This window comes from Caulobacter sp. DWR1-3-2b1, assembly GCF_049895765.1.
Taxonomy (GTDB): Bacteria; Pseudomonadota; Alphaproteobacteria; order Caulobacterales; family Caulobacteraceae; genus Caulobacter.
Window position 1 is genome coordinate 96,641 of the sequence record NZ_JAFCSZ010000005.1, and the last position, 16,799, is coordinate 113,439.

18 protein-coding genes and 1 riboswitch are annotated in these 16,799 nt (G+C 66.3%); of the genes, 6 read left to right on the forward strand and 12 right to left on the reverse strand.

Annotation, left to right across the window (positions count from 1 at the left end; genetic code table 11):
• Positions 1-34: 34 nt before the first annotated feature.
• The 7 genes from ACP69S_RS06970 to ACP69S_RS07000 all read right to left on the reverse strand — a co-directional run bounded on the left by ACP69S_RS06970 (position 35) and on the right by ACP69S_RS07000 (position 5,885).
• Positions 35-772, reverse strand: a complete 738-nt coding sequence (locus ACP69S_RS06970; protein ID WP_425995847.1) for a hypothetical protein — start codon at positions 770-772, stop codon at positions 35-37.
• 35 nt (positions 773-807) lie between these two features.
• Positions 808-1,164, reverse strand: a complete 357-nt coding sequence (locus ACP69S_RS06975; protein WP_425995848.1) for a hypothetical protein — start codon at positions 1,162-1,164, stop codon at positions 808-810.
• Between the two features lie 196 nt (positions 1,165-1,360).
• A complete protein-coding gene (locus ACP69S_RS06980; protein WP_425995849.1) occupies positions 1,361-1,714 on the reverse strand; it encodes a DUF1428 domain-containing protein in 354 nt (117 codons plus the stop codon).
• A gap of 203 nt (positions 1,715-1,917) precedes the next feature.
• Positions 1,918-3,759: a phosphomethylpyrimidine synthase ThiC gene (gene thiC, locus ACP69S_RS06985; protein ID WP_425995850.1), complete on the reverse strand. Its 1,842-nt coding sequence runs from the start codon at positions 3,757-3,759 to the stop codon at positions 1,918-1,920.
• Between the two features lie 70 nt (positions 3,760-3,829).
• Positions 3,830-3,936, reverse strand: a riboswitch (TPP riboswitch).
• Between the two features lie 82 nt (positions 3,937-4,018).
• Entirely contained in the window at positions 4,019-4,867 is an 849-nt protein-coding gene (ypfJ, locus tag ACP69S_RS06990) for a KPN_02809 family neutral zinc metallopeptidase (RefSeq protein ID WP_425995995.1), read from the reverse strand.
• Positions 4,868-4,886: 19 nt separating this feature from the next.
• Positions 4,887-5,282: a hypothetical protein gene (locus tag ACP69S_RS06995; protein ID WP_425995851.1), complete on the reverse strand. Its 396-nt coding sequence runs from the start codon at positions 5,280-5,282 to the stop codon at positions 4,887-4,889.
• 42 nt (positions 5,283-5,324) lie between these two features.
• Entirely contained in the window at positions 5,325-5,885 is a 561-nt protein-coding gene (locus tag ACP69S_RS07000) for a tetratricopeptide repeat protein (RefSeq protein ID WP_425995852.1), read from the reverse strand.
• A 192-nt stretch (positions 5,886-6,077) separates the two neighbouring features.
• Here ACP69S_RS07000 and ACP69S_RS07005 point away from each other — a divergent pair, with 192 nt between their 5' ends.
• Both ACP69S_RS07005 and ACP69S_RS07010 read left to right on the forward strand, forming a co-directional pair.
• Positions 6,078-7,094 carry a D-cysteine desulfhydrase gene (locus ACP69S_RS07005; protein ID WP_425995853.1) on the forward strand — a complete coding sequence of 339 codons (1,017 nt, stop codon included), beginning with the start codon at positions 6,078-6,080 and terminating at the stop codon, positions 7,092-7,094.
• Positions 7,091-7,759: an aspartate/glutamate racemase family protein gene (locus ACP69S_RS07010; protein WP_425995854.1), complete on the forward strand. Its 669-nt coding sequence runs from the start codon at positions 7,091-7,093 to the stop codon at positions 7,757-7,759. The genes ACP69S_RS07005 and ACP69S_RS07010 overlap by 4 nt, the downstream gene beginning before the upstream one ends.
• 3 nt (positions 7,760-7,762) lie before the next feature.
• On the opposite strand, the gene ACP69S_RS07015 is transcribed toward ACP69S_RS07010, so the two are convergent.
• The gene (locus ACP69S_RS07015) at positions 7,763-7,942 is read right to left on the reverse strand and encodes a hypothetical protein (RefSeq protein WP_425995855.1); all 180 of its coding nucleotides are present in this window, start codon (positions 7,940-7,942) and stop codon (positions 7,763-7,765) included.
• 472 nt (positions 7,943-8,414) lie between these two features.
• Here ACP69S_RS07015 and ACP69S_RS07020 point away from each other — a divergent pair, with 472 nt between their 5' ends.
• Positions 8,415-10,055, forward strand: a complete 1,641-nt coding sequence (locus ACP69S_RS07020; RefSeq protein ID WP_425995856.1) for a pectate lyase — start codon at positions 8,415-8,417, stop codon at positions 10,053-10,055.
• Here the strand turns inward: ACP69S_RS07020 and ACP69S_RS07025 are convergent.
• Positions 10,052-10,645 (reverse strand): SRPBCC family protein, encoded by a 594-nt coding sequence (locus ACP69S_RS07025; RefSeq protein WP_425995857.1) that lies wholly within the window; start codon positions 10,643-10,645, stop codon positions 10,052-10,054. The two genes, ACP69S_RS07020 and ACP69S_RS07025, sit on opposite strands and share 4 nt — an antisense overlap.
• A 213-nt stretch (positions 10,646-10,858) precedes the next feature.
• Between ACP69S_RS07025 and ACP69S_RS07030 the strand changes: the two genes are divergently transcribed.
• From ACP69S_RS07030 to ACP69S_RS07040, 3 genes are all read left to right on the forward strand, one after another.
• Positions 10,859-11,149, forward strand: a complete 291-nt coding sequence (locus ACP69S_RS07030; protein WP_425995858.1) for a hypothetical protein — start codon at positions 10,859-10,861, stop codon at positions 11,147-11,149.
• Positions 11,149-12,657 (forward strand): ATP-binding protein, encoded by a 1,509-nt coding sequence (locus tag ACP69S_RS07035; RefSeq protein WP_425995859.1) that lies wholly within the window; start codon positions 11,149-11,151, stop codon positions 12,655-12,657. Before ACP69S_RS07030 ends, ACP69S_RS07035 begins: the two co-directional genes overlap by 1 nt.
• A gap of 69 nt (positions 12,658-12,726) precedes the next feature.
• A complete protein-coding gene (locus ACP69S_RS07040) occupies positions 12,727-13,101 on the forward strand; it encodes a VOC family protein (protein ID WP_425995860.1) in 375 nt (124 codons plus the stop codon).
• A 13-nt stretch (positions 13,102-13,114) separates the two neighbouring features.
• Here the strand turns inward: ACP69S_RS07040 and ACP69S_RS07045 are convergent, their stop codons facing one another.
• From ACP69S_RS07045 to ACP69S_RS07055, 3 genes are all read right to left on the reverse strand, one after another.
• Entirely contained in the window at positions 13,115-13,387 is a 273-nt protein-coding gene (locus tag ACP69S_RS07045) for a helix-turn-helix domain-containing protein (protein WP_425995861.1), read from the reverse strand.
• 76 nt (positions 13,388-13,463) lie between these two features.
• A complete protein-coding gene (locus tag ACP69S_RS07050; RefSeq protein ID WP_425995862.1) occupies positions 13,464-13,913 on the reverse strand; it encodes a hypothetical protein in 450 nt (149 codons plus the stop codon).
• A gap of 50 nt (positions 13,914-13,963) precedes the next feature.
• Positions 13,964-16,777 (reverse strand): ATP-dependent DNA helicase, encoded by a 2,814-nt coding sequence (locus tag ACP69S_RS07055; protein ID WP_425995863.1) that lies wholly within the window; start codon positions 16,775-16,777, stop codon positions 13,964-13,966.
• Positions 16,778-16,799 lie beyond the last annotated feature (22 nt).

Here is a 16,799-nt window from a genome sequence, read left to right on the forward strand (position 1 = left end):
GCCCGGCAGGGCGAAGGCGTCTGCTCGGATAGGTCTAGTAGTCGCGCGTCGCCGAAGGGGTCGCGGCCGGACGATCCGTACGGCCATTGTCGTCATCGGTCAGCCCATCGCTACGGTCGCTGCCGGCGAAAGAACGGTCTTCGCTACGGTAGAGATCGCGCTCGCGTGTGACCTGTTCGGTGCTGAAGGGGCCAGCGTTGTGGTCGAACTGGGTCCAGCCGGACTGGCGATAGGCCTCGCCGCGTTGACCAGCATCGACGCCGCGTCGGCCATCCAGAACCTGCTGGATTTCGACGGCCCGATCCTCATCGGCCTTGACGCTGACCAGCGTACCGCCACGGCGAACGCCTTCGGAATAGACATTGGCCTCTTCGTCGGTGTGGCCTGCCTCTTTCAGCGCGCCCAGCAGGCCGCCAGCCGCACTGCCCGCCGCTGCGCCAACCAGCGCGCCGACCGCCGTCGAGGCCAGCCAACCGGCTGCGACCACGGGACCCAGGCCGGGAATGGCCAGCATGCCGAGGCCGGCCAGCAGGCCAGCGCCGCCGCCGAGCAGGCCACCGGTCGTGGCGCCCTTGCCTGCGCCATCGGCGACGTCGTTCTCACCGTCGCCATTGGCGTCACCGAGCGGGCCGGATTTGCCGTCATGCCAGTTGTCGCTGTTGTTGGAGACCAGGCTGATCTGGTCGCGGTCGACGCCTGCGCGCTCGAGATCCTGAACGGCGCTCAGGGCTTGGGCGCGATCGTCGAACAGGCGGGTGATGGTCTTGCTCATCGGATTTCCAATCTTGCTGATGTTCGAAGGCGGGATCAGAGCGCGGTGACCGCGCCCTTGTAATCGACGGACACGGTGACGGCCTTGCCGTCCTTCATCGCCGAGCCCTGCCAGATGCCGTTGGCGTTCTGGGTCAGGGAGCCGATTTCGGCGTAGCCGGCCGACTCGATGGCGCTCTTGGCCTGGGCTTCAGTGTAGGAGCTGGCGCCTGGGGTGGGGCCGCTCTCGCCGGTGGTGGGCGTGGTGTCGACCGCTTCGTTGCGCGGGGCTTCCGAGGTCGAGACCACCGGACCTTCGGTTCGCGAGGCGTCGCTGGCGTTGGTGTCGGTCTTGGGACCGCAGGCGGTGAGCACGGCAGCGGCGGCCGCTACGATGGCGATAGATCTGATCATGACTTGTCCTCCCAGAAGGTGGAAGGAAAAGCCTTCAAGTCATGACCAGTTCCTTGGAAATCGAATGGTTAGCAAAAAGCCTCAACGTCACCATTAGCTTGACCATAGACATCTCTTCCGATGCGAAAGATTTGCCTTTGATGTCGAGTTACTGTTCCGCACCGTGCCCGATCACGGTGACGAAGCCCCACCCGCGCTAAAGCGCTAGGAAAGTCTCGAAACCGCCGGTAATCATGCGTTTGCCGTCGAAGGGCATGTTGTCCATGTCCGGCTTCATGCGCTCGTCGGCCATGACCTTGGCTATGACGGCGTCGCGCGAGGCGCGGTCTATATAGGTGATCCAGGAAAAGACGATGAACTCGTCGTCCGTCGCCTGCACGGCGCGTGGGAACGAGGTGACCTCGCCATAGGGCACGTCCTCGCCGAAGCATTCGACGTAGGACAGGGCGCCGTGCTCCATCCAGACCTTGCCGCCCAGACGGGCCATGTCCTTGTAGGCCTCGAGATTGGCCTTTGGGACCGCGAGTACGAAACCATCGACGTATGCCATGGGAAGTCCTCCATATCGTTGTTGACGATACTAGGACGACTGGCGGCGGCGTCGTTCCGACGAGGCGGCTTAAAATCCTTCTCCCCTTGCGGAAGAAGGTGGCCGCGAAGCGGACGGATGAGGGGTTTCCCTGATCCGTCCGCGCGACCCCTCATCCGTCGCCTGACGGCGATTCCTTCTCCCGCAAGGGGAGAAGGAAGCCCCTACTCCGTCTTCAGATAGATCTCCGAGCCCTGTTCGCGGAACTTGTCGCTCATCTGGGCCATGCCCAAGGCTGCCGCTTCGTTCGGGGCCTGAGCGGCCGCGAACTCCCGCACTTCGTGGCTGATCTTCATCGAGCAGAACTTGGGACCGCACATCGAGCAGAAGTGCGCGGTCTTGTGCGCCTCCTTGGGCAGGGTCTCGTCGTGGAACTTGCGGGCGGTTTCCGGGTCGAGGGCCAGGTTGAACTGGTCTTCCCAGCGGAACTCAAACCGCGCCCGGCTGATGGCGTCGTCCCACATGGCCGCGCCCGGGTGACCCTTGGCCAGATCGGCGGCGTGGGCGGCCAACTTGTAGGTGATGACGCCGGTTTTTACGTCGTCGCGGTCGGGCAGGCCCAGGTGCTCCTTGGGCGTGACGTAGCAGAGCATGGCCGTGCCAAACCAGCCGATCATCGCCGCCCCGATAGCGCTGGTGATGTGGTCGTAGCCAGGGGCGATGTCGGTGGTCAACGGACCCAAGGTGTAGAAGGGGGCCTCGTGGCAGTGCTTGAGCTGCTCGTCCATGTTGGCCTTGATCTTGTGCATGGCCACGTGGCCCGGCCCTTCGATCATCACCTGGACGCCCTTGCTCCACGCCACCTTGGTCAGCTGCCCCAGGGTGCGCAGTTCAGAGAACTGGGCCTCGTCATTGGCGTCGGCGGTCGAGCCCGGACGCAGGCCGTCGCCCAGTGAGAACGACACGTCATACTCGCGCATGATGTCGCAGATCTCGTCGAAGCGCTCGTAGAGGAAGTTCTCCTTGTGGTGCGCCAGGCACCACTTGGCCATGATCGAGCCACCGCGCGAGACGATGCCCGTCACCCGCTTGGCGGTCATCGGAATGAACGGCAGGCGCACGCCGGCGTGGATGGTGAAATAGTCCACGCCCTGCTCGGCCTGCTCGATCAGGGTGTCGCGGAAGACTTCCCAGTTCAGGTCCTCGGCCACGCCGTTGACCTTTTCCAGCGCCTGGTAGATCGGCACTGTGCCGATCGGGACGCTGGAATTGCGAATGATCCAGTCGCGGATGTTGTGGATGTTGCGGCCCGTCGACAGGTCCATGACCGTGTCGGCGCCCCAGCGGGTGGCCCAGACCAGCTTGTCGACCTCGTCGGCGACAGTGCTGAGCACCGCCGAATTGCCGATATTGGCGTTGATCTTGACCAGGAAGTTGCGGCCGATCGCCATCGGCTCCAGCTCGCCGTGGTTGATGTTGGCCGGGATGATGGCGCGGCCGCGGGCCACTTCCTGGCGCACAAATTCGGGGGTCACGAAATCGGGGATCGAGGCGCCGAAGTCGTCGCCGTCGCGCACGCACGGGCGGTCCTGCTCGCGGCGCAGGTTCTCGCGGATGGCAACATATTCCATCTCGGCGGTGATCTTGCCGGCGTTGGCATATTCGTACTGGGTGATCAGCGCGCCCGGCTTGCCGCGATAGATGGTGCGGCCGATGGCGGGAAACTGCGGGGCCAGATGCTTGCCTTGGGCGAAGCCGTTGTCCTCTGGCTTCACGGCGCGGGGCTGGGCCACCACATCGACGTCGCCGCGGGCGACCACGACGGCTTCGCGCGTGCGCTCCAGGCCCTTCTCGATGTCGATCGTGACGGTTTGGTCGCTATAGGGACCGGACGGGTCATAGATCGTCACCGGCGGCTCGTTGGCCGACGGGTGGACGGCCACCTCGCGGAACGGCACGCGGATATCGGGGAACAGCTCGCCGGCCTGATAGACCTTGCGCGAGCCCGGGATAGGGCCGGTCGAGATGGTCTCAGCGACGGACTTGATGGTGGTCTGGACGTTCATTTCGGGCGCTCCTCAAGCGATAAGGAGACCCGGACGTGTCGTGCTAAGTCGGTGTGCGGACGGACTGTAGGCCCCGCTCGCGTTCCCTCCCTTCGCCGGCATGACCCGGATCAGGTTCGACGGGTCAGGGCGAAAGCCCAATCTCAGCCGCGCGAAGCGACCCCCCGGTGAACAGGTCGGACACTAGGCCGACTGACGTAAGGGTCAAGGCATAAGCCCCACATCCGCCGGAGCGATCATGGGCGTATACCCTCTCGCCCTAGAGCCGCGACGCGCTGAAGGTGTCGCAAACAGACGGCTCGCCGCGCTCATAGCCGCGGGTGAACCACCGCATCCGCTGCTCACTGGTGCCGTGGGTAAAGCTGTCGGGCACCACCCGGCCCTGGGTGCGCGACTGGATGGTGTCGTCGCCGACCGCCGCCGCCGCGCCCAGGCCGTCCTCGATGTCGCCCGGACGGATGACGATCTGGCCGTTCGAGGTCTCGCCGGCATGCGAGGCCCATACACCTGCGTAGCAGTCGGCCTGCAGTTCCAGCCGCACCGCTCCGCTCTCGGCGCCCTGCGCGCCCATCCGGCGCGCCTCTTGGGAGGCGCCCAGCAGGGTTTGCACGTGGTGGCCGACCTCGTGGCTGATCACATAGGCCCGGGCGAACTCACCCTTGGCTCCGTACTTGGATTCCAGCTCGTTCCAGAAGGTCAGATCCAGATAGACCTTGCGGTCGGCCGGACAATAGAATGGCCCCATGGCCGATTGGCCCGTGCCGCAGCCCGTTCGCGTGGCGTTGTCGTAGATCACGACCGACTCCGGCGGAGCATATTGAACGCCCTGCTTGGCGAAAATCGGACCCCAGACCGCAGTATTGGAGGTCTCGATGGCGTCGACGAACTGGCCATTGGGATCCTTGACCTGCCCCTCCGCGACCTCCTGCTGGGTCTGGCCCTGCAAATGCTCGGTCACTTGCATCGTGGTCTGCGGGTCGATGCCGAAGACGAAATAGCCGATGGCCGCCAGGACCACCGCCCCGATGCCGCCGCCCGCTATGCCGACGCGCCCCATGCCTCGCCGGTCCTCGATATTGCCCGAGCGACGCGCGCCTCTCCATTCCATGCGGTTGTCCTTGTTGCTGTCAGTGATCGCTGGCCGGGCGAACGGCCCGGACGGGCGCATTGCTTCGCGCCAACGCATTCTGCGTCAGGCCTTCCATCCGGTCCATTTGCGCGTGAAACGAGTCCGGCCCGGTTTCGGGCGGCGGCGCGGGCGGCGGGATGATCAATCCATTCGATCCAGGCGGGGTTGTGCGCGCCGTGTCGAGCTCGCGCAGCATCAGGGTGGTTTGCAACTGGTCCTGGCGAGCCACGATCTCGCGCTGGGCCGCAAGCGCGTCCCGCCACGCGATTTCCGCGCTTTGCTGGGCGGCGTTCCGGGCGCGCAGTTCGCGCAAGGCGTCTTCCTGCGCCGTCGCGCCGCTGGCTGCGGCGAAAACGGCCAGGCTGGCGCCCGTGGCCCATCCGATCCTGCGCATCACGCTCCTCGTCTCACAATGCCGGCGCGGAGCGTCAGACGCTTAAGGCCGCTTGACGGTGAAACGCATAAGTTCCTTTTTCGGCGCATCCCACTCGGGATCCAGTTCAGCCGCCTTGGAATAGTCCTGATAGGCCGACTTCAGATCGCCCAGCCCCTCATTGGCCATGCCCCGGTTGAACCAGGCCTTTTCAGGGTCCTTGACGCCCAGCGACAGCCCCTTGTCGATCTGGCCGAGGGCGTCGTTGTAGCGCTCCTCGCCGACATAGGTCGCCCCGCGATTGACCCACGCTTCGCCGAGATCCGGATCGATTTTCGACGCGGCGTCGAAGTCGGCGCGCGCGGTCGGAAAGTCGCGCTGCCGCATTTGCAGCACGCCCCGGTTCACATAGGTTCGCGCCCGGTCGCGGAAGTTCAGGTTTTCGGTCTCCAGCGCCGTCGTGCACATCAGCACCGACTTTTTGTCGGAACGCCCGCCGATTGCGGCGATCGAGCAATCCTTGGCCGCGCCGCCGCCGAGGACCAGGGTCGAGGCCACCGCCCCGCCGCTTGCGAAAAGGGTCGCGGTCAATGCACCGGCGACCAGAAGGCTTCTTGACGTCATGTCTTCCTCCCTTGTGTCGCGGTCCTTCTGACGGCGTCTGGCGGGAGATGACTTCAGGTCCGCCAAGGCGCGCCGGGCCGCGCTCCACGATGGCCAACCATGCTCCGGTCAAGCCTCATCGTCGATATGGATAATACGCCCCTGTCGCGCCACGTGCTAACAGAACCGCGAGTCATTTCAGGGACCCGCTCGATGCACCTTGCTCGCTTTCCTCGCGCCCGTTTCGCCCACCTGCCCACGCCGCTGGAGCCCCTGCCCCGACTGGGCGCGGAGATTGGGATCGACCTTTGGGTCAAGCGCGACGATTGCACGGGACTGGCCGGCGGCGGAAACAAGACCCGCAAGCTGGAATTCCTGCTGGGCGAAGCCCTGGCCCAGGGCGCCGACACCCTGGTGACCCAGGGCGCCGTGCAATCCAACCATGTACGCCAGACCATCGCCGCCGGCGCGCGCCTTGGCCTGGCCTGCGAGATCATCCTGGAGGAGCGCACGGGATCGAAAGCCCACGACTATGTCGGCAACGGCAATGTGCTGCTCGACCGCCTGATGGGAGCCTCGATCCGGTTCGTGCCTGGCGGGACCGACATGGTCGCCGAACTGGAAGCCTCGGCCGACGCCGTTCGCCAGCGCGGCGGCAAGCCCTATGTGATCCCCGGCGGCGGCTCCAACACCATCGGGGCCCTTGGCTATGTCGACTGCGCACGCGAGCTGGTGGTTCAGGCCGACGAGCGGGATCTCAGGATCGATCGCCTGGTCACCGCCACCGGCAGCGCCGGCACCCATGCAGGCCTGGTCGCCGGTTTCGCGGCCCTGTCGATCGACATCCCGATCCTGGGCTTTGGCGTGCGCGCGCCCAAGGCCAAGCAGGAAGAGAACGTCTATAATCTGGCCGTCGCCACCGCCGAGACCATCGGCGCGGCCGGTCGCGTGACGCGCGAGATGGTCTTCGCCGACTGCGACTATGTCGGCGAAGGCTACGGGCTGATCGACCAGGGCGTGATCGACGCCCTGACCCTGGCGGCTCGCACCGAGGGCCTGCTGCTGGACCCTGTCTATTCGGGTAAGGCGATGAAGGGCCTGATCGATCAAGCTCGCAAGGGCGCGTTCGAGGGCGAGCGGGTGGTCTTCCTGCACACTGGCGGCGCCCAGGGCTTGTTTGGCTATCACACCCAGATGGAACCGGCGCTGCTCCAGGCCCATCAACCATGACCAAGACCCTCGGCGTACTGGGCGGCATGGGGCCAGCCGCCACTCTGGACTTCCTGGCCAAGCTGCAGGCGGCGACGCCGGCCCAGCGCGAACAAGACCACCTGCGGGTGTTGGTCGACATCAATCCCAAGGTGCCGGACCGCAACACCAGCGACTCCGATCCGGGTCCAGTACTGGCGGCCATGGCGGCGGGCCTGCGCGATGGCGGCGCCCAGGTCCTGACCATCGCCTGCAACACGGCCCACGCCTTCGCCAATGATGTCCGCGCCAGCGGCCTGCCGCTGGTCGACATGCTGGAAGTCGCTGGCCAGGCCGCCAAGGCCGTCGGCGCAGCACGTGTCGGGGTGCTGGGCACCGGGCTGGCGCTCGGCCTCTATCGCGACAGGCTTGCGCACCAGGATCTGGAGGTCGTCACACTCGACGACCACGAACAGGTCGAGTTCATGGCCCTGCTCTACCGGATCAAACTGGGCGCCCTGGGCCAGGAGTCGCGTGAGACCATGACCGCCCTCGCCCGTCGCCTGATCGGCAAGGGCGCCCAAGCGGTGGTCGCGGGATGCACGGAGGTTCCGCTAGTGCTGGGCGCCGAGGACTTGGCCGTGCCGTTCATCGACGCCACCGAGGCCCTCGCGCGGGCCTGCGTCGCGGCGTGTCTGGAAAACTAGACGTTAGAGAAGCGCGCCTGCGAAATCCTCGTCGCACGCCTCGATCATCCCCACCAGCGCGGCGGCGCCGCGCGAGGCTTGGGCCATGCGGCGCAGCGCGGCGCGAGCATGGGCGTTGTCGGCGATTTCCGCCTGACGTTCCAGCCGCTCGGCTTCGTGGATGTGTTCAGTGCGCGTCGGCATGAGATGAATGTTTACTGAACGAAAAACTTTTCGCCATGCGACCGCTGGACGCACGCCATTCGGAATTTCAGCAACTTCCCAGATAGCGCCCTGAAATCAAAACACCCCCGAACCCTGTGCGGGTTCGGGGGTGTCGTCCTGTTCCCCAACAGGACGGCGTCGCGCGCGCTAGACAGGGCGCGGCGGCGTCGCCTCAAAGCACCACTGTTCTTCGCCGAACACGGGTCGTCGCGCAAGGTGACGCCCTGTCGCAGCGGAGCGGTCGGCCGAACGCTGTTGCGTGAAAACCACCTAGCCAAGACGTGACACCGGTGTCACAACAGGTCAAGAATTCGCCGCCTGAAGGTGGTGGAATCGACTTGTCTGGTCCGGGAGGACGCAACGGAACCGCCAAAGGCGCTGGTCAGGGAACCAGCCTATGACGGCCCACCGCCCCCGAACCGGCCAAGATCAACGCCAGTTGGAGCGCCACATGCCGCTTAGCCCCATTTCCCGCCGTCGCCTGTTGGCAACCTCGGCCGCCGCCTTCGCCTCGATCGGAGCTTTGTCTCCGCTCAAGGCCTTCGCCGCAAAGGTCCCGACCAAGGCCCAGGCGTTGGAGACCATGAAAAAGGCTACGACCTTCATGGTTGAAAAGGCCGCCTATAATGGCGGCTATGTCTGGAGCTACTTGCCCGATTTCTCGCGCCGCTGGGGCGAGATGGAGGCCTTCCCGACGATGATCTGGGTGCAGCCGCCCGGTACGGCCACCATGGGCCATCTCTTCCTCGACGCCTATCACGCGACTGGCGACGAATACTATTATCAGGCCGCCAGGAAGGCCGCCAAAGCACTGATCGCCATCCAGCATCCGGCTGGCGGCTGGAACTATCTGGGCGACCTGGCAGGCGAGGCCTCGCTGAAAAAGTGGTACGACACCATCGGCAAGAACGGCTGGCGCCTCGAGGAATTCCAGCACTATTACGGCAACGCCACCTTCGACGACGCCGGCACGGCCGAAAGCTCGCAGTTCCTGCTTCGCCTGTATGTCGAGAAGAAGGAGAGGCGCTTCAAGCCGGCGCTGGACAAGGCCCTGGCCTTCGTTCTGAACAGCCAGTACCCGGTCGGCGGTTGGCCCCAGCGCTTCCCGCTGAGGGACGAATTCCATCATCATGGCAAGGCCGACTACACCGGCTTCATCACCTTCAACGACGACGTCGCGGGTGAGAACCTCAAGTTCCTGATCATGGTCTGGCAGGCCTTGGGCGACGCGCGCGTGCTGCCGTCGATCCGCAAGGCCATGGACTCCTTTGTCGCCTGCCAACAGCCGCAGCCGCAGCCAGCCTGGGGCCTGCAACACCGGGTCAGCGACCTGAAGCCGACCGGCGCCCGCACCTATGAGCCGGAAGCCTTCGCTACCCACACCACCGCTGGCAACATCGCCTCGTGCATGGACTTCTACGAGCTGACCGGAGATCCGAAGTTCCTGGCGCGCCTAGGCGAGGCCCTAGACTGGCTGGACAGCGTGAAACTGCCCGCCGAGCAGATCAAGGGCGGCCGCGCCTATCCCACCTTCGTCTCGATCGGCGAAGGCAAGCCTCTGTTCATCCACCGCACCGGCAGCAATGTGGTTAACGGCCGCTACTATGCCGACCACAATCCCGAGAACACGGTCATCCACTATTCCTCGACCCGCTCGGTGAATGTTGAAGGCCTGCGCAAGCGGCTCGCCAAGCTGCAGGCCACGCCGCCCGAGATCGCCAGCAAGGACTCGCCGCTAAAGGGCGGTCGCAAGGCCCTGCCCCGCTATTTCACTACCGGTGACATCTCGGTGTCCGACCTGAACGTTGACACCCTCAAGGCCGACGCGGGCCAAGCTTCACCTGACAAGGCCGCCGCCCTGGTGGCCACGCTGAACAGCGAAGGCTGGTGGCCGGCCGAACTGAAGGCGACAAGCAACCCCTATATCGGCGACGGCTCGCCCACCCCCGCGCCCGGCGACTTCAGCCAGACCCGGGTTGGCGACGCCACCGACACCTCGCCGTTCATCACCGACACTCCGAAAATCGGCATCTCGACCGGCGGCTACATCGAGAACATGACGGCCCTGATCAAATACATCGGCGCCGCCTAGCCGCCTTCGCAGGCCCTGCGCAGATTGCCCAAGACCTTGGGCGTATCCTTGCGCAGGGCTTGGCGCATCATGCCCTTGGGCACAGGCCAGTCGACGGCCAAGCGGTTCTCATAGAACACTCGCGTGCGCTTGCCGCCAGCCAGGGGCTGCAGCCGCCACTCGCCCTGCTCGACCTTGAGGTCACCCTCCACCAGCTTGAAGCGGATGCGGCTGACGGGTTCGTAGTCGGAGCGGAACACGATCCGCATACCGGGAAAGATCAGGTTTCGCTTGGTGATGTGCTCGCGTACGTCCCAACCGCGTTGCTGGTCACCCGACAGCACCTTGCAACTGGCCAGATTGGTCATCAGCTTTCGCGCCGTGGCGCAGTCGGTCATCACCGCCCAGACACGCTCAGGCGGCGCGTCGATATCCACCACCCCGCGCACCCGGCCCGAAATCCCGTCGGGATCGGCTGAGACATCGGCCCAGGCCTCGCCCCGCGCCAGCGCCTCTTGGGCCTTGGTCGAGAGTTCGTAAGCGCGACCGCCGCCAGCCATAACCACCGCCGCCGCCAGCCCCATGACCGCCGTCACCCATTGCCTTGCCATGTCGCATTGCCTGAGAAGGGCGCCGGTGTGCGCTCGGGACAGCTACGCGCTCTGCCCGCCCCCGGACGCTGCAAAACGTGCGCTGGTCACCCGACCGAGGGATTTCAGAGCGAGGCGATCCTTCGATTCCATTCGCGCGAAAGAAGAGCGGAGAGGCGCGAATCGTCCGTCTATGCGTGTGTCGAGCGCGTCTTTTCCTAGCGGAAATCAGGCGTGAGCGAGCGCGTCGGTGAAGACACGGGAGGCTGGATGCCGGGACGGATCACCGACGTAACCCAGCTCGAAGGATACATCCTGCACTCTCGCCGGGTCGCCCTGACCCGGCTGGTGCTGGTCGCCTGTTTCGTCGTCCTGCTGGCGATCTTCACCCCGTGGCGCATAGCCATGCTGGGGGTTCTGGAATTTGGCCTGTATCTGGCCCTGTTCGCCGCAGCGGAAATCGCCGCCCGCGAGCCGACCAGGACAAGGCTTTCAAGCGGCTGTGCTGGCAATCGGATGTCCTGATGTTCCTGCTGGTCAGCAACGCCTGCTGGCAGGCGGTTCAGATCCGCCTGTACGAGGGCCCGGTCGCGCAGGTCGAGGCCGGACTACTGGCGATCTGCGTCCTGCTGTTCGTGGCCCTGCGCGTCCACATCACCCCTATCAGCTATGTCATCGGCGCCGTTCCGCCAGCCCTGACCCTTATCTGGAGCGCCATCGACTGGGGCAATCCCCTGGCCCTCAACCACTACGCCCTGTCGATGATCCTGTTCGTGGCCGCTGGGCTGCTGGTGACGTGGCGTCAGCAGGCCACCGACCGGACCTTGACCCAGGCCCTGCGCGACCTCACCCGCAAGAACGTCGCCCTGACCCAGGCCATCGACGAGGCAAAGGCCGCCAGCCGCGCCAAGACCGATCTTCTGGCCGTGGCCAGCCACGAGATCCGCACTCCCCTGAACGCTGTGCTGGGTTTCGCCCAGATCCTGCGCGAAAAGGACCTGACCCCCGAGCAGGCCGACCTGTGCAGTGGCGTACTTGAGGGCGGCGAGCAACTGACCCGGCTGCTGGACGGCATCCTTGACCTGGCCAATCTGGAAGGCCGCCAAGCGCGTCTAAATCCCGTTCCGGTCGATCTTCGCCGCATGATCCACGCAGTGATGCGCGTGTGGAGCGCTCATGCGCGCGACATTGGGGTGGACTTCAGGTTCGAGGACGCCGACCCGACCCTGTCCTTCCATGTGCGGGCGGACGAAGTGCGGGTCGAGCAGACCCTGGTCAATCTGGTCTCCAACGCCATGGGCGCGGCGGCGTCTGGCGGCCGGGTCGCCGTGCGCCTGGCCGGCACGCCGAAGGGTGAGGACCTCAGCGTCCTAATCGAGGTGAGCGACACGGGTCCGGCCGTGCCACCCGAAGACCGCCTGCGCCTGTTCGAGGCCTTCCACCAGACGGCGCGGGGTCTCCAGCAAGGCGGTAGCGGCCTGGGTCTGTCAATCTGCGCCCGCAACACGGCCCTGATGGGCGGGGAGATCGGGATCGCCGATCCTGCTTCGGCCGCGACCGGGGGCGCGGTGTTCTGGTTCGCCTTCGCCGCGCCGGTCCACATCCCGCCCCTCGCCGCCCCGGCTGGGACGGCGCGCGACCTGAGCCAGATCCGCCTGCTGGCCGCCGAGGACAACCCCGCAAACCGCAAGGTGCTCGCGTTCTTGCTCAAAGAGACACCGGTGTCCCTGACCTTCGCCGAGGACGGCGCCCAGGCGCTGGACGCCTGGCGAGCCCAGCCGTTCGACCTGATCCTGATAGACGTCAACATGCTGGTTCTCAGCGGCCTGGACGCGGTGCGCGAGATCCGCAAGGCCGATTCGCCCGGGACGCGCACGCCGATCTGGATGCTGACTGCCAAAGTCTTCGACGACGATATCGCCCTCTATCGGGAGACCGGCGCTGATGGCGTGCTGCGCAAGCCGATCAACCTGCCCGCCTTGTTCACGCTGCTGGCCCAAGTCGCCGAAGGTCTGACGGAGACACCCGCCTGACCTTGCGTCAGCGTTGCCCACTAGGCGCCTCGTGCTAGCCTGCTCGCAAACACAAACGGGAGAACGCGCATGGCGAAGGTGTCTTACTACACGGTCGGGTCTAACAAGCTCGAAGAGGCCAAGGTCTTCTACGACGCCCTGCTGGGCTCGATCGGCATGACGCCCATGTTCGAACATCCCTCGGGCGGCCGCCTCTACCGCGGCAAGGGCACGGGCCTGTTCGGCGTACTGGGTCCCTATGACGGCAATCCCGCCTGCGTCGGCAACGGCTCGATGGGCGGCTTCAGCTTCGAGACGGTGGAAGAGGTCGCGGCCTTCCACGCCAAGGCTCTTGAACTGGGCGCTACCGACGAGGGCCCGCCGGGCGACCGCATGCCCGGCGTCAATTTCGCCTATTTCCGTGACCTCGATGGCAACAAGCTGTGCGGGTACAAGTTCGGTTAGACCAACCCGACGTCTACAGTCCGGCGCGCTCCAACGCGTCGCGCACCACGTCCGGAGCATGGTCGATGACCCTCAGATAGGCTGTCAGGGCGGCGTCGGGGCGGGCGTCGCCATGCTCGAGCGCATCAAGCGTGGCGGGATCGATATGAAAGGCGCTGGCGAACTGGTTGGCCGACAGGCCGCTGCGCCAGCGCACCGCGCGCACCAGGGCACGGGCCGAATAGGCCTGGGCCGGGGTGGCGGCCTCGTCGATGGCGGGATCCGTCGAATGGGCGGGCATGATCATTGGGACGCTCCTCTACTGGAGCCCTTGTAGGCCGCCTCGATTGCAGAAATTCGACGGCTTTGAGTCCGACTTGAGATCAGCGCTGGGAGATCATCGAGCGCGCCTTCAGCTCGACCTGTTCGACCCCGCGCTGAGCGTCGCCCGAGGCTTCCAGAAGGGCGTTGAAGGTCTTGAGGTCCGCGGTCTTGATGCGCTTGATCCGGCGGTCCCGGGCCCATTCCATGCCGATCATCTGGCCCAGACGACAGGCCTTTGGCAGCAGGGTGGCGCGTTCGGCCGGGCCGCCCTTGATCAGCAGCTTGCCAACGATGTCGTTCCAGTTGGGCGAGCCAGACATGCACATGCTGAGGTCCGCGCACGATCCCGTCCAGAACCGCTTGTACCAAAGCGCATGCTTGGGATCCTCGAACTTCAGCGCATGGGTCGCCTGCACCGTCGAGCGGCAGTCGTTACGGACGAATTCCTGTGCGTTGGCCCCGCCCGCCACCAGAGTCGCCGCAAGGACCAACCCGAAAAATCGAACCACGCAACCTCCCAACACCTTCCCCCCGGAAGGAACACTTTACCGAGCGACCACTAAACCGACGCTTCCGTCAAAAATGCGGCGGTGGCCTCTATGGCATCAACCAGACACAACCGCTCGACGGTAACACCCTCGGGCAGGCCAGAAAAAAGGCGCGTCGGCGCCGCGGCGTCAAGCATCACGAACATGCCGCGATCATCCGCGCGACGGATCAATCGGCCAAAGGCCTGGCTGATGCGCGCCCGCGCCGTGGAGTCGTCATAGCCCTTGCCGCCGAACCGGGCGCGGCGGGCCTTGTGAAGGATGTCGGGCCGGGGCCACGGCACCCGGTCGAAGACCAGCAGGCGCAGCGACCGGCCCGGCACGTCGATCCCATCGCGGATGGCGTCGGTGCCCAGCAGACAGGCGTCCTGCTCGGCCCGGAAGATGTCGACCAGGGCTCCGGCTTCCAGAGGATCGACGTGCTGGGCGTAAAGCGCCAGACCCCGGTCGGCGAGAGGCGCGGCGATCATCTCGTGCACGGCCTTCAGACGTCGGATGGCGGTGAACAGCCCCAGCCCGCCGCCGCCGGCTGCCAGGAACAACTCGCGCATCGCCGCCGAGACCTGGCGAGCGTCCTCCTTGTTGACGTCGGTGACCACGATGGCGCGGGCATTGTTCTCGTAGTCGAAGGGCGAGACCAGCCGCAGCACCTTGGGTGACTGTGGCATCCGCGCCGCGCCGGTCCGCATCTCGGCCAGGGCAAAGGGGTCCTCAAGAGCCGGATCGGTCAGGGTGGCGCTGGTCACCAGCACGCCATGGGCGGGGCTGAGCACCGCCGCCCGCAGCGGTTCGGTGGGATCCACCCAATGACGTCGGCAGGCGGCGTCCACCACACGCCCGTATAGGAACGTGGCCTCGAACCAGTCGACGAAATCGGGATCGTCCTCGGCGTCCTCGTCAATAGCCTTGAGGATCGAGCGCCAGGCCGGCAGGGTCATGCGCGCGCGCCGGTCGAGACCGCGGAGCGCGCCTTCGATACGGGCGCGTTCGGACGCCCCCAGATGCTCGGCGTCCTCGTCGAGCACGTCTTCCAGCTGGCGGGCCAGGGCGAGCAGCGGAGCCTCGACCCCGGCCAAGGCCTTGGCTGCTTCTCCGGCTCGCTCGCGGACGAGGTCGATCGCCGGGCGGGCAGCGCACTGCAGTCCCTGCTCCACACCGCCCCGCTCGCTGCTGCGGGCTCGCAGCTGTTCGATCACCGCCACCAGATAGGTCTCGATGGGTCCGATCGGATTGACCTGACCGTCCGGCGGCGCGACCCGGCCCGACCAGCCTTCGCCCGGCAAGGCGGCAGCGGCGTGCAGCACGGCGGTCAGAGCCTGACGCGCCCCTTCGCGGTCACCGAGAATGTCGAGCAACCGCGCTTCCAGCCCCCGGCCGCGACGGCCACGGCCTTCAGGCCCCCGGATCCAACGGCGAAGCTCGGCCGCCTCGGCGCCGGATAAGGCCGCCGAGAAGGCGCTGTCGGCCGCGTCGAACAGGTGGTGGCCCTCGTCGAACACCACCCGCTTGACCGCCGTGGTCTCGTTATCGCCCTTCAGCCCCCGCGCCGCCCGCGCGCCATCGAAGGCGGCCTGGGTCAATACGAGCGCATGGTTGGCGATGACGATGTCGGCGCGCTTAGAGGCCCGCACGGCCTTCTCGATGTAGCAGATGCGATAGTGCTGGCAGCCCGCGTGCACGCACTCGCCGCGCCGGTCGACCAGGTTGGCGGGGCTGGCCTGCAGGGACGGCGCGATGGAAAACAGCGTCGGCAGCCAGGCCGGAAAATCGCCGCCGGTCATGTCGCCGTCGCGCGTCGCGCGCGCCCAGCGGGCGGTCAGGGCCAGGCCGATCAGGTCGCCATTGCCCAGTTGGGCGCCGTTGACCTGCTCCTGGAAATTCAGCAGGCAGACATAGTTCTCCCGCCCCTTGCGAACCACCGCCTTGCGGGCGCGGACGGCGGGGTCGGGATAGATCGACTGGCTCTCGCGCTCGATCTGGCGCTGCAGAGCGCGGGTATAGGTGCTGATCCAGACCGAAGGCCCGTTCATCTCGGCCCACAGCGAGGCTGGCGCCAGATAGCCGAGCGTCTTGCCGACGCCGGTCCCGGCCTCGGCCAGCATCATGTTCGGCTCGCCCTCGCGGTCGCGCGGCTGGAAGACGAAGGCCGCCTCGCGGGCATAGGTCGCCTGGGCCTCACGGACTTCGTCCAGACCCGAGCGTTGCAGCAGCTCAGTCAGGCGCTCGCCGGCTCGCTCGGGGTCGATCGGCTTGGAGCCCGGCTCGCCCAGAGGCGCCTGGTCTTCCCACTCGACGATGCGCGACCAGACATCCAGACCAGAGCTACGAAACTGGTTGCCCGTTGGGGCCGACCGCAGCGCGCCGATCACGGCGGGACCCCAGGCCCAGCCGGCCTTGGCCAGGGTTTCGGCGACCGCCAGAGCCTCCTCCCGCGAGGGCTGGGGCGTCAGGCGAAGTTCGCCCAGCAGCGCGTCGGCCGAGATCCGCAGGCTGGCCGCCTGCTCGGCCGCGCCCTTCGGCTCGGCCAGGCCCAGCGCCATGGACAAACCCACCGCCGACGGGGCGCAGAAGGTCGCGGGCCGGGTGAAGGCATAGAGCTCCAGCACGTCGAACGTTCGGCCGCTTCGGGCCGGCGCATACAGGTTTAGACGTTTGGCGGTCATCGCCGCGTGGGCGACCAGGACCGGGCCGTGCTCCAGCAGGTCTCGCGCGTCGGGCGCACGCAGCATCCGGCCTTCGCCCTCGCCGTCCGCGTATCCGGCGCGGGGCCCGGGCAGAACGACGAGCGCGGGAGCAAGATCGAGAGTCGGCGGCGAAGCGGTCACGCGAGTCTGTTAGCACCTTGGC